The organism is Vibrio rotiferianus (assembly GCF_002214395.1).
In the GTDB taxonomy this organism is placed as follows: Bacteria; Pseudomonadota; Gammaproteobacteria; order Enterobacterales; family Vibrionaceae; genus Vibrio; species Vibrio rotiferianus.
On record NZ_CP018312.1, the window covers coordinates 2,162,743 to 2,174,871 of the forward strand.

At 43.3% G+C, this 12,129-nt stretch carries 11 protein-coding genes and 1 pseudogene; 3 read left to right on the forward strand and 9 right to left on the reverse strand.

Features of this window, described 5'->3' with window-relative positions; all coding sequences use genetic code 11:
- Window positions 1-28: 28 nt before the first annotated feature.
- The 4 genes from tssC to BSZ04_RS19060 all read right to left on the reverse strand — a co-directional run bounded on the left by tssC (window position 29) and on the right by BSZ04_RS19060 (window position 4,034).
- Window positions 29-1,507 carry a type VI secretion system contractile sheath large subunit gene (tssC, locus tag BSZ04_RS19045; protein WP_088881143.1) on the reverse strand — a complete coding sequence of 493 codons (1,479 nt, stop codon included), beginning with the start codon at window positions 1,505-1,507 and terminating at the stop codon, window positions 29-31.
- A complete protein-coding gene (gene tssB, locus BSZ04_RS19050; protein WP_008219012.1) occupies window positions 1,507-2,016 on the reverse strand; it encodes a type VI secretion system contractile sheath small subunit in 510 nt (169 codons plus the stop codon). The genes tssC and tssB overlap by 1 nt, the downstream gene beginning before the upstream one ends.
- A 69-nt stretch (window positions 2,017-2,085) precedes the next feature.
- Window positions 2,086-2,616: an Hcp family type VI secretion system effector gene (locus BSZ04_RS19055; RefSeq protein WP_008219014.1), complete on the reverse strand. Its 531-nt coding sequence runs from the start codon at window positions 2,614-2,616 to the stop codon at window positions 2,086-2,088.
- A gap of 26 nt (window positions 2,617-2,642) precedes the next feature.
- Complete coding sequence (locus BSZ04_RS19060) at window positions 2,643-4,034, reverse strand: type VI secretion system protein TssA (protein WP_088881144.1); 1,392 nt, start codon at window positions 4,032-4,034, stop codon at window positions 2,643-2,645.
- A gap of 686 nt (window positions 4,035-4,720) precedes the next feature.
- On the opposite strand from BSZ04_RS19060, the gene BSZ04_RS19065 reads away from it, so the two are divergent.
- Genes BSZ04_RS19065 through BSZ04_RS19075 form a run of 3 tightly spaced genes read left to right on the forward strand, consistent with a single transcriptional unit; the run spans window position 4,721 to window position 7,581 of the window.
- On the forward strand, window positions 4,721-6,712 hold the full coding sequence (locus tag BSZ04_RS19065) for a type VI secretion system Vgr family protein (RefSeq protein ID WP_197697130.1): 1,992 nt from the start codon (window positions 4,721-4,723) through the stop codon (window positions 6,710-6,712).
- The gene (locus tag BSZ04_RS19070) at window positions 6,712-7,275 is read left to right on the forward strand and encodes a DUF6931 family protein (RefSeq protein WP_088881146.1); all 564 of its coding nucleotides are present in this window, start codon (window positions 6,712-6,714) and stop codon (window positions 7,273-7,275) included. The genes BSZ04_RS19065 and BSZ04_RS19070 overlap by 1 nt, the downstream gene beginning before the upstream one ends.
- Before the next feature lie 9 nt (window positions 7,276-7,284).
- A complete protein-coding gene (locus tag BSZ04_RS19075) occupies window positions 7,285-7,581 on the forward strand; it encodes a PAAR domain-containing protein (RefSeq protein WP_010446907.1) in 297 nt (98 codons plus the stop codon).
- Window positions 7,582-7,649: 68 nt separating this feature from the next.
- On the opposite strand, the gene BSZ04_RS19080 is transcribed toward BSZ04_RS19075, so the two are convergent.
- The 5 genes and pseudogenes from BSZ04_RS19080 to BSZ04_RS19100 form a co-directional block, all read right to left on the reverse strand.
- A complete protein-coding gene (locus tag BSZ04_RS19080; RefSeq protein WP_088881147.1) occupies window positions 7,650-8,738 on the reverse strand; it encodes a hypothetical protein in 1,089 nt (362 codons plus the stop codon).
- Between the two features lie 114 nt (window positions 8,739-8,852).
- Complete coding sequence (locus tag BSZ04_RS19085; RefSeq protein ID WP_088881148.1) at window positions 8,853-9,218, reverse strand: hypothetical protein; 366 nt, start codon at window positions 9,216-9,218, stop codon at window positions 8,853-8,855.
- 44 nt (window positions 9,219-9,262) lie between these two features.
- Window positions 9,263-9,880, reverse strand: a complete 618-nt coding sequence (locus BSZ04_RS19090; RefSeq protein ID WP_088881149.1) for a hypothetical protein — start codon at window positions 9,878-9,880, stop codon at window positions 9,263-9,265.
- Between the two features lie 268 nt (window positions 9,881-10,148).
- On the reverse strand, window positions 10,149-11,276 hold the full coding sequence (locus tag BSZ04_RS19095) for an HNH endonuclease (protein WP_088881150.1): 1,128 nt from the start codon (window positions 11,274-11,276) through the stop codon (window positions 10,149-10,151).
- A gap of 26 nt (window positions 11,277-11,302) precedes the next feature.
- Window positions 11,303-11,881, reverse strand: a pseudogene (locus BSZ04_RS19100) (class I SAM-dependent methyltransferase); the annotation flags it as partial.
- Window positions 11,882-12,129 lie beyond the last annotated feature (248 nt).

The window sequence follows — 12,129 nt, forward strand, 5'->3', positions numbered from 1 at the left end:
CATTCGGGGACAGCGCCCCCGAATAGAATTAGCCCGGAATGTTCGCAACCATTCGTAGTGAAGTGGTTAGCTCTTCCATTTGCAGCCAAGGGCGTAAGTAAGCCACTGCAGAGTAAGCACCTGGGCGTCCAGCTTGCTCTTCTACTGTCACTTTCGCTTCAACCAATGGATGTGTTGCTTTCGCATCGTTACCAATCGCATTTGGGTTAACGTATTGGTTGATCCAAGAGTTCAACTCTTTCTCAACGTCGTTTGGATCTAGGTTTGAACCAATACGATCACGGCCCATTACTTTTAGGTACTGTGCGATTCGACTGCTTGCCATTGTGTATGGAAGACGTGCTGAAATTGCCGCGTTTGCCGTTGCATCTGGGTCTGTGTACGTTTTTGGTTTATGCGCAGTCTGAGCACCCATAAACACCGCGTAGTTGGTGTTTTTGTAGTGAACCAGTGGCAAGAAGCCAAGATCACTCAGCTCCTTCTCACGCTCATCCGTTAGGTTAACTTCTGTCGGACATTGCTGTAGCAAGTCACCGGCATCAGAGTAGTGAGTGAAGTTTGGCAGGTTCTCAACTTTACCGCCGTTCTCAGTACCACGGATCGCCGTACACCAACCGTACTTGGTGTAAGCTTGAGTCATTAGAAGACCAAACTCATACGCCGCATTGCTCCATACAAAATCGCCGTCTGAAGACACAACTTGCTGACCGTTGTCGCGAGTTTGAAGCTCTTCAAATGCAAATGATTTAACAGGAACCGTTTCTGCACCGTAAGGAAGGCGAGCCATCGTTTTCGGTAGAGTCAGAGCAACGTAGCGTGAATCATCGCTTTCACGGAATGCATTCCAGCTTGCGTATGCTGGCGAATCAAAGCCTGCTGCAACTGGCTTGCCTTCAGAAAAGCTACTGAATGCGTTGAAGTCGAACATACTTGCATTCGCGGCAGCAACGAAAGGGGCGTGAGATGCAGAAGCAACTTCCCCCATGTAACGTAGCAGAGCAACGTCTTCATCGCCGTAACCAAACTCGTAGTCACCTAGCAGTGCGCCGTATGGCTGACCACCCGCTGTACCAAATTCTTCTTGATAAACCATATTGAAGAAACGGCTGCGATCGATCGCTGGTGCATCTTCAAACTGCTCTAGCAATTCGTCTTTGGTGTAATCCGCCAGTTTGATTTTCAGATCTGGGCCTAGCTCGCTGTGTTTCACAAGCTTTTGCAAACCTAACCATGAGCCTTCCATTTTTTGGAACTCACCGTTTTGCATCACCGTTGACAGCTGCTCAGAGATTTTGCTGTCTAGCGCGCTGATTGCTTTTTCAATCGTCAACGTTAGGTTCTTATCCCAAGTCACTGTACCTTCCAGCGCTTGAGAAGCCATGATGCTCAATAGCTCTTTTGTCGTATCTACTGGTGTTTGTGCTGTTGCGTTGATCGCTCGGTCAAGAAAGCTCTGCGTTGCTTCTGCTTCAGTAGCACCTTGTACTGCTTGTTGTTCTACAGACATTATTCCGCTCCCTCTTTGCTCAAACCTAGTTCTTGAGCTAAACCATTGATGGCATCTGCGCTTTGCAGAACTTCTTTCAGTAGACGCTCAAGATCTCTCGAACGATCGGCTTTGCTTAGCAGTACTTTTAGCTGGTTACGTGTTTCAACCAACTGCTTAAGCGGCTCAATTTGATCAACTAAGTTCTCTGGGTGGAAATCTTTCATCGAACGGAAGCTTAAGTTCACTTCAAACTGGCTATCATCATTAGCTAGCTTGTTATCAACCTTGTACGAAAGACGCGGGTGAATTTGACCCATCACTGTATCGAAGTTGTCTTTATCGATACCCGTGAACTCTCGCTCTTCTAAATCAACTTTTTCTGATTCTGGTTTGTGGCCTGAAAAGTCGCCAATTACGCCAACAACAAACGGCAGCTCTTTCGTCTCTACAGCGCCGTTCGTTTCAACGTCATAAGTGATGCTGACACGGTTCTTACTAACGCGCTTATGTTGTGAGTTCAATGCCATAACGGTGTCCTAAAATGAGATATTCATGAAATAGACATGCCACTGAACGTGGCATGTCTAATGAAAGAATTACTTACCAGAAGTCATTTTTCCGGTCGGTAGGTCGTAAGTCACAACACCACCGCTTTGTAGTTCACCACCTTCTTTCTCGTAGTGATGTTTCTGAGAAATAGAAGTGTAAGAAAGAGATAGGCTTTCGTACGGTTGAGAACCGTCAGTGCCGCTCACGTTGTAAGAAACTAGACGTGCTTTTTCTAGCTTAACTTGGAAGTAAACGTCTGCACCTTGGCCATCGTTAGAAGGCTTAGTAAATGCAATCTCAACTGTTTTACCTTCTTTACCTGGGTTGAATAGGTAAGACAGTAGATCTTCAGAAGCACCATCAACTTCTTTAGTTACGCTAACTTCACTTACGCCAACCATGCCTGAATCCGCATTGGTGCCGTTACCGATGTCCATAGCAACGTTACGAACGCCACCCCAAGAGTAAGAGTTGATTGCAAACCAACCGTCATTTTTACCTTCAGCCGTTTCTAGCTGACCGATAGTCGCTGCGCCCTCAACTTGAAGACCGCTTACACGCATGTAAATACTTGCCATGATTTTTCCTTATTTTTTAAACACAATTACCAACTCAGAGCCGACGTAGCGGATGATTGTGGTTTTTCATCTTGCTTAGATTGGGTATCTACAGGGGAAGTCTGAGATACATGCTCTTCGACACTTGGCGGCTCCGAAACGGGAGGCGTCGCTTGAGGTGTCTGGGGGCTTTCAATGTCCACCGTTGGAGTACTCACCTCCGGCAGCAAAACCTGATCGAGATGATTCAATCCGGCGGCATTAAAAATCGTACTAAGAGCGTCACCGTTTTGTTCCGACATCATTTCTTGCAGCAACTCAGGTAAGGATAAATATCCCCATCGAATCGCTTTTTCTAACAAGAATGAAATTGGGCTATGCGGTTCACTCTGGCGAAAATAATCAGAGACTTCTCTCAGCAAATGGAAAGCTAAGTCTCGGTTCATGTTGTTTAAGTTACCCAGTTCAGAGAGATTTCCTGCGTGTAAGTGTTGGCTTACGGTCTGAGCCTGCTCTGATGCCATAGGTATTGGCTCTATCTGTTTTGCATCCATATCGCTTGGCTGATGACCTTCAGAAACTGAACTTTCGGCAACCTCTTGCTCTACTGCCTTGGCCTCCGCTTTCGGGGCCAACTTAATTCCGCTTAAATGAACCAAAGCGTTTTCAACACGGGTAAGCAGTGACTTCGCAAATCCAAAGTTGGTAGTTTGACTGCCTACAGACTGACAATGAGTGATCACTAACGCAGACAAACGCTCCAACTGGGAGATACAACGTTTGGTATTTTCCATCTTGAATTGAATCGCGGAACGCTCTTGAGCCACCGTGGTGGTAAGCGAAGATTTCAGTTGGCTGATTTCGCCTTTTCTCTCTGCACTTTGAAAATCAAAAAACGTCACTTCCCCAACTAAGGGCAGTTGCAGCATCGGTGCATAGAGAATCGAGCTTTCCTCGCTATCACCAACTAATTGGAAAAATGCTTTAACTTTCGCATCAGCTTGCTCTCTCTCTTTACCCTTATCATCATCAGATTTGAGCTTTTCAACTGGCAGTACAGGGTTGAGGTGATCCCAGTACTTCTCACTTAAATCGGCTAACCACTCAAGGCTATTCGCAGCACTTTCTAACGTGGTATCGAGAAGGAATTGAGCGGCAACAAACCATGAGATGAGCTCGATATCTCTGGTTGTATTTGAAAACTGTTCGAACAAGCTGTCTGAAAGAGTCTTCCAGCTATTTAGACATGCCTCTTGTAACGCGTCTTTCTCGTCAGCACTGGGGTTTTGACTTAGCTTACGCAGCGCTGTTTGCGCGACATTAAATTCATTACGTAATGGGCGAAAAGCACCTTTATCCAGTTTAAGGTAAACGCCACAGATAGAATCATCACTCAGAGGTGTAGAAAGTTGCTCAATTTGATGCTTTGAAAAAGGCATAGGTTCCTGCTCTATTGGGTTAATCAGCCGACTATTCGCTTAAGTGCTAATTAAGTTCAATCGCTATTTTCTGTATTTTTAGATAAGGAAAAACGGTAGAGGTATTGAGTTAGTTCAACCTGCCAAATTCTTATTTGCGCAGCAAAAATAACATTTTACTAATATTGTTTCATACGAAGTGACACATTTATTAATTGCCAAGAGTATATCTTTGAGATGAATTATAGAAAGACCTATTCACGCCATATTTAGGTGATTTTTAGGTCATCCAACCTCTTAAAAATAACACTACAAAAAGAAATGAAATTATATAAGTTACTGATTTAACTTAAATTAATATAAATAAAGCACAATGAGGCTTTATATATTAACAATGTCTTAAATATCCCCTCATAGATATAGCCATCATAAAAACATGAACGCCCAAGCGCGGCGTCTTAAAAATGAAACAAATTTGAGATTAAAAATAACCTCAAAGTAATCGATTACATCTTATTCAGATAGTAATTAAATAAACAAATTACCTTGAATTAAGGTCTAACTCGAAATAGATTAAATGTACAGAGCATGAAAGTTGATACCAACACATCAAGTAATAATAATATCAATTATTATGTAATAATTTCGAATGTTCATCCAATAAACAGACTTTTAGAACTGTTTATTTAATAGTGAATTAAGTGAATATGAGCAGTAACGAATTAAAGCACCAAACCCGCTCCCTCACCATTAAGCTTTCAGATAACAAAAGTTATATCGTTACCCAATTAATTGGGGAAGAAAGCGTATCCGGCGGTTGTCAGTTTTCCGTTTCCATCGCTGCCAACATGGAGATCGATACCAAAAACCTAGGCAAAGCCGTTTGTGTGTCTTATGAGTTTAATTCTGGAAAGCGCTTTTTTTCAGGCATATGTAGCACTCTGCAATTCACAGGATATAGCAAAGACAAGCACCAGTTTTATTATCAAGTAGAGATATTGGATCCGCTTAGCTTGCTGCAGTACAAACGCAGTCGTCAGATTTTTCAAAACATGACGACGAAACAGATCATTGAAAAGCTTCTAGAACAAGCTGATCTCAAAAGCTATTTTCACTTTTCCCTTTCCGGAAACGGGAAAAAGCATGAGTATTGTGTTCAACTTGATGAAACCGACCAAGCTTTTATACAGCGCTTGTTAGCAAGCGAAGGGTGGCACTACCACATGCGCCATCAATCTAATAAGTCGACAATCTGCATTGGCGATTCGAATCAACGATTTGAGAAAATATCTGCTCCAAAGTTAAGCTATCAAATAGGTGGCAACAATCAGCAGCACGTGCTGACAACGTGGAGTCAATCCCATCATGTTGGCAGCGGAAAGGTATCTGTCGCCGATCATACTCAAGATCTGGCTGAATTTTTTGATAGTGGCTCCCGAAAAAGCACCGAAAGTTACGCGTCAGCTTCATTGACGCAAGAACTCTTTGCATTTGGTCACGAGAATAAAAATGAAGTCCGTGACGCTGCAAAAATGCATATGGAAGCGTTAGATCTTAAGAAGTCAGCCTCTCACTCATCATCGAATTTAGCGACGCTTGCTTGTGGCTATAAATTTGAACTCACGAACCATCCTCTCGGTTCAATGAACCAAGAGTACATCGTCACTCATCTATCACACCGCATATCCAGAGAAGAATCGAACAACGACGTCGCTTATCAAAATCAGTTTTCTTGCATCCCTTCGTCACTGGTTTTTCGTCCAGAAATACTAGATAAACCGCGTGTCCATAGCTTGCATACCGCAACCGTGACCGGGCCTAAGGGAGAAGAGATTTACCGAGATAAATTGGGTCGAGTAAAAGTACAATTTCACTGGGATAGAGGCGGCAAAAATGACGAAAACAGTTCATGTTGGTTGCCAGTATCGCAAGGGTTCGCCAGTAAGGGATTCGGTTCTCAGTTCACACCACGCATTGGTGATGAAGTGATCGTTCAGTACATTGATGGTGACCCCAATCGCCCTATCGTGACCGGCTCTTTATACAACAAAAACAGCGCAGCGCCTTATAGCTCGGATACTCAAAACGGCATCAAAACTCGTTCAACGCCTAAGGGCAGCAGCAAGCAAGGAAACGAACTGCGTTTTGAAGATCAAAAAGACAAAGAACAAGTGTACTTACATGCTGAAAAAGATTGGCTGCTGGACGTAAATAACGACAGCCAGTCAACGATTAAAGGCATGAAAAAGACTCAAGTTGAGAAGAGTGCCACCCTAAACGTTAAAGAAGACATAAAAGTCGAAAGTGAAAAAACGCTTACCGCCAAAAGTAAAGACAACTGGACGGGTGACAGTGATAAAGATCTAAACCTCAGTGCCGCTTCCAACATCAATATTGAGGCTAAATCGACAGTCAGCGTTGATGGCAACCAAGTATCGATCTGCGGTAAATCGAAGATCGAACTCAAAGTGGGCGCGAGTAAAATCGAGATCAGCGCTAGTGGTATTAAGATCGACGCTCCTCAAGTCTCTGTTTCAGGTAAAGCAAAAGCAGAGATGAAAGCCGCAATGATCAATATTGAAGGCCAAGGTAAGGCCGATGTAAAAGCAGCATTAGTGTCGGTTAACGGCAGTGCCATGACACAAATAAAAGCCGGGGCCATGGTGCAAATTCAAGGCGCAATTACAAAGGTAAATTGATGATGTTGATAAAGGTTCCTCACCAATCCGCGCAAGACATCTTGAGTGTCTACGAGCCAAATGTCACATTCGCAGAGTTAGCAGACGCGAACACTACGCCTGTTGATTTGATTTCTGTGGCGATGGAAGAAGAGCTGTTTGCCGATGCAGTGACTTTTCTTGCGCATGCTCTCCCAGTTCGTGAATCTATTTGGTGGAGCGTAACCTGCGCCGCATCTCTGCATCACTGGAAAGAAGACGAAGCCAATGCCATTCGCGCAGCAAAGGCTTGGGTTTATACACCTGATGAAACAAGCCGCCGATTTGCAGAACAAATGGCCGAAAAAGCAGGATTAGAAACCGGTGCTGGCTGGGCAGCTCAAGCGGCTTTTTGGAGTGGTGGCAGTATGATTAAGCCAGAGGATCCTGCTGTTCCCCCTCCCCCATACTTGTACGCGCAAGCGGTCGCAGGAAGCATTAACCTTTCAGCCGTTTTACCTGACGGTGAAGAAGCAAAAGAACGCTATCAACAGTTTGTAGAAATGGGTCTAAACATCGCCTCTGGCGGGAACGGTCAACAATAGGGAAAAAACATGCTACCAGCAGCCAGAGCAACAGACATGCACATGTGTCCGATGCAAACACCAGCAGTGGTGCCAATCCCTCACGTGGGTGGGCCATTGCTCCCTCTACCAACAACAGTATTGATCGGCAACCTACCAGCCGCTACTCTAGGGCAGATATGTGTTTGTGTGGGCCCACCAGATAGCGTAGTTAAAGGAAGTGCAACCGTACTGATTAACAATAAGCCCGCAGCGCGCATGGGCGATCTCACTGCCCATGGCGGAACCATAGTGATGGGGATGCCAACGGTGTTGATTGGTGGATAGTATTATTACTAAAACAGCCTCCAGTTTTGGAGGCTGTTTCAATTCATATCAGACCTTACAAGTCGGGCTTAGAGCCCATAATGCGCTTCACTTTGTTCTTTGATAGACACAAACTTTTCTTGCATCTTCCCACCGATAATCTCTAATCGACGGTCCATTTCATCAAGCCAAGCTTTATCTTCCATCATGGCTTTAGGGAACACTTCGCTACGTTTGTTTTCACTAACATACAAAAAAGCATCGAACAGTTCGCCCGTTTTAGCGTTCATCTCCCCCATGTCTGCTAACTTGAAGCGAGATTTAGGCAATAGATCAATGAAGCGAGTCGATGCCAATGGTGTTGTTGATACTGGTAAGATGGATGGCGAAGAAGCACTTGAAAAACGATCTAGCACAACGGGCTCTGTCATTGGCCAAACCAAATACACTTGCTCTGGAAAATGCTTCTCTAAACGAGTTGCCAAAGGCCACATTACCTCGCTATTTTCTGTAACGTATTGAACGGGAGCTTGGACTAAGTGGAATGCACCAAAAATAAGTAACGCTTTATCTCCCTGATTGAGAATCTCCTCTGTCACCTTGTAGAAGTAATCCGTTTTAGATTTAGCCGCTTTCTTCCAAGTCTTTTCACTCTTAACTGTCGTCCAATCAAATGGCGCTTCAGCTAAGTGGACAATAATCTGTTGTTCTAAAGGTAGGGTTTTATTTTGCTCTCTTACTGCTTTAAAAAAGCTTAGATACACTTCAGGAGTCCAGGCCATAAAATAAATAGAGTCACGCACCACTTGTTGCAACTCATAATCCGGCACGTCCTCACCACGAAGGTATTGGTTGAGAAGTTCCTGATGTTTGGCGTTACCAAACTCCACCACAACATGCTGCACTTCTTTAGCGAACTCAGGATCACGGATCAGCTCAATCGCTTGAAAAATAAAAGCATCATTCCAATGATAATCTCCCAATCCAACAACCTGATACGTGGCAAAGGCTTGCATGATGGCAGAGTTCGCAGGTTGCGCCTTGTCGATCACCTTTTCTATTTGCTCTGGAGTTAAATCAACCTTGGCTGAGTGAGGTAAATATTCGCATCCTTGTAAGACAGCCCCAGCAAGAAAGGTAGTCAAAATTCTGTGAGAGAGTAGTCCATTGAGCTTCATTACTTCATCCTTGAAAAAATAAAAACGATAAATCAAATCATTTCCATTTACAAAAATAATTTCTTCGGTAATTCAAACAATTAAAAGTAATCGGACAGTTGAATATACAATCACCTATTTGGTAAATGCTGGCGGACTTTCTCTTAGCTCTATTGCTAACTTCGCTAACAACCTGCATGTATCCGATGCGAGTGTTACCGCCGTCCATTTATTGTTTTGAATGACGTCTTCGATCTGCCGACGCATCAATAGCAATCGCCTGATAAGTTGCTCTCTTTTCATCGATCGTTTGTTGCTTGGCAACAACTGAAGATCACGAGCTAAATGACTGATAGCGAGCAACTCCAACTGCCACTCCAGTATCAAAACCTGTTCATGTAAGTGCTCAGCGTTGTACTTTCCTTGCTCAAACATCGTATTTATATTCTCCAAATGGTGTTTTACTTCTTCTGGAATACCCAATATGTGGTTAATGTTCATCGCTTATCTCCACAATAAGCCCCGACTAGCGGGGCTATCGACAATTAGAACAATGGCGCTTTTCTGTTTAAGCCCTTAGTGGCCAAATAGAAGTCCAAATACTGCCAATATGAAAAGGTATCTATAGGTAACTGCGTACCTTCTTCGATATCGAACAGGGACTCATCACCTGTTTCATCAAACTCTTCTTGTGTTTCTTCATCTGCACAGTCATAAGCCTCACAAACCAGCTCATCACAAATCTTTTCCTCGCTGTAGCCATAGAACTTAGCAACTTCATTCACAGATATACCCAACTTTTGGCACAAGTCTCGTGAGCAAGGAGCAATGCCGCGCTGGAAGTTCTCAGTCACGCTGTACGGTAGCCATTGTCCAACTTCATGCCAGTTATGGACATTTGGCACTGTAAACACCAACCAATATTCAGGGTTAATGGCAACTTCCCACCCCAATAGGTTGAACTCCCTGACTAAATCTGCGCGGTTTTCCAACGATAGAGATTGCCCAATCAACTGTTGGATAGCAGTTTCACGAATTCTGAAACTAGGGCAACACTCCTCTTTGTATTCCGGAGAGATACCTTTAAACAGTAAAATCACCTTTGCTAATTGCTTGAAAGTCAGCTTTTCAGGCGTGATCGTGTGTCGTCTAATAACGGCCATAATTATTTCCTTTATTGAATTTTTGGATCGAAAAAGACCTCACCCGAAATCGAGTGAGGTCTCTGTCTTTTATGAAGGGATGGTGTAGCGAATGCTACGAATATGCCTTATACACGGATCAAATCTAAAAATCTTACGATTTTGGCGGAAACTCAAGTCACTTAGAATCGAAGAAAAGAACCTTGCCAAGATTTTGATTTAATTACAATTACCGAATATCTTGGGCAATTGCATTTCAGGGTTTGGGTGAATAGGATTCAAGCCAATGTTACAACCCTTTAAATAACAACCCTCGATGGTGACCAAGATAATATTTATGCTCTCGATGAACATGAAAGTACATATCTTCGTTCAATCCTAGAACTTCCGGTTTCTCTAGGTAACGCGATATTAGCACCTTCCCTTTATCGTCAAATGAAATGAAACCGAGATCAAATGCCTTATCCAAGTTTGGTAACAATAACAGTCCATTGAACTTATCTAATCGCTCTTCGTTATTAGAATCTCGCCAAGGTTTAATATGAGATGCTAATAGCAGTTGTGTATTCTTGAATCCAGTAACAGCACAGCCTCCCCACATATCAATAAGCTTACTTCGAAAGTGCCCCTGTCCCATTCTAGTGTTAACTAAAACTGTCTTTTCAGTAGTACTCAGCTGTTGGTCATTCATTACCTTTCGAATATCAGCGTTGACATCAATTTGTGATAAGTCAGCTAGGAAGGTGTCATAGTGGGACAGCGCAGCACTATACATACCTTTACCTTTGATATCGCGAACTTGAAATTCGGGTAGATGCTCAGCTTTAAGCCTATAGCTCTTAAAGTCGGAGTATGATTTAAGGTCTGTTAGCGGCTTTTCGATTTTTTCGGCATCCATTAACCAGTTTGATATTGAGCCACGAACTGCACCTACATAGTTCTTTGCCGTCTTCTCTGATTTACCCAAATCAAGTAGCCACCGATGAAATAATGAAGATAGGTCTGATAAGTTAGATACAAGCGCTTCCTTCAATTCATTTGAGACAATACTGCTACTCATGTATTCAAATAACTCATCGTCGACGTAAGCGTATGAGATGGCTTTAGGTGAGTACCTCTTTGTATTTTCTGGATAATACCCATCATTGTAAGAGTGATGCCAAAAACCCTCACTTCTCAAAAAGAAGTAAGGGTTTTCTGGCGTATTTCGATCATTCCCTACTGCTAGGTTTTCAAAATGGTATGTGAACCGCTCTTTAAGGATAGAGTTAAATTCAATCTTGTTGGTAGCGATATGGCCAGCCCGAATTAAGTCCATAACAGCGAGTAACATACACACTTTGTGGGGACTCTTTTTTCCATTTGAACTATTTACGTTCAAGTTACAGAATTTATTCACATAATATTGAAGAGACACAACCTATCCTTCTCTTACTTTGAAGTAACAACTGTCTGCCAATGAACATCATCACGCTTAAGCTGATCGTCGCTTTCAGAAACATGCCTAACCATAAGCGCACTGTTCTTTGCCAGCTGTTCTAACTCTTGAACAGAGACAGGATAAGCTTTGCGACCATCAGTGAACTCTCCATAACGGAGGCTTATGACCAATCGACCATTAGGCGCAAGCAGATTAGACAGCTTACGGAAAGCACACTCACGATGAGACGTCGCAAGATGCATCCAAACCGCACTCACCAATATCAGATCAAAGCGAAGCCCCAGGTTGGTGGTTTTCTCAAGTGCAGGCAAAGCATCATCAAGCCAAGTAACCAAATCACCCGTCTTAACTTTACCAAGCTCTAGTAGAGATGCAGCAGGCTCAAGAGCAATCACCTCACAGCCTTGTTCTGACATCCATTTTGCATCTCGCCCAGACCCCGCTCCCACATCCAATACCCGATCGCCAGCATGAGGCCAAAAAGCCTGCCAGCTCGCGTGAACGTTCTCAAACGTCGTCGAGTTATATTGCTCTGCTAATGAGCTCGCATTTTGGTTATAGAAATTAGAAGTTGAGGACATAAAGATAAGGCTGCAATTGAAGTGAACACATAGTAAGTGCTATTGATTGCAAAGACTAGCAGGTAGTGCAGAAGTTGTAGGAGACGTTGCGTTAGAAATTCTGCAGTCTAAAACGACAAAACCCCGATAACTCGAGGGAGTTATCGGGGTTTCTAAATAAATGGCACGCCCTATAGGATTCGAACCTATGACCACATCCTTAGAAGTGATATGGTTACATAATTACACTCAATTACCTAAAGTTACAT

What these genes read in the sequence shown, in the direction of transcription:
- BSZ04_RS19055 (WP_008219014.1), bottom strand. Translation starts at nt 2,616, where the DNA reads ATGGCAAGTATTTACATGCGTGTAAGCGGTCTTCAAGTTGAGGGCGCA.
- tssB (WP_008219012.1), bottom strand. Translation starts at nt 2,016, where the DNA reads ATGGCATTGAACTCACAACATAAGCGCGTTAGTAAGAACCGTGTCAGC.
- BSZ04_RS19085 (WP_088881148.1), bottom strand. Translation starts at nt 9,218, where the DNA reads ATGAACATTAACCACATATTGGGTATTCCAGAAGAAGTAAAACACCAT.
- tssC (WP_088881143.1), bottom strand. Translation starts at nt 1,507, where the DNA reads ATGTCTGTAGAACAACAAGCAGTACAAGGTGCTACTGAAGCAGAAGCA.
- BSZ04_RS19075 (WP_010446907.1), top strand. Translation starts at nt 7,285, where the DNA reads ATGCTACCAGCAGCCAGAGCAACAGACATGCACATGTGTCCGATGCAA.
- BSZ04_RS19065 (WP_197697130.1), top strand. Translation starts at nt 4,721, where the DNA reads ATGAGCAGTAACGAATTAAAGCACCAAACCCGCTCCCTCACCATTAAG.
- BSZ04_RS19080 (WP_088881147.1), bottom strand. Translation starts at nt 8,738, where the DNA reads ATGAAGCTCAATGGACTACTCTCTCACAGAATTTTGACTACCTTTCTT.
- BSZ04_RS19060 (WP_088881144.1), bottom strand. Translation starts at nt 4,034, where the DNA reads ATGCCTTTTTCAAAGCATCAAATTGAGCAACTTTCTACACCTCTGAGT.
- BSZ04_RS19090 (WP_088881149.1), bottom strand. Translation starts at nt 9,880, where the DNA reads ATGGCCGTTATTAGACGACACACGATCACGCCTGAAAAGCTGACTTTC.
- BSZ04_RS19070 (WP_088881146.1), top strand. Translation starts at nt 6,712, where the DNA reads ATGATGTTGATAAAGGTTCCTCACCAATCCGCGCAAGACATCTTGAGT.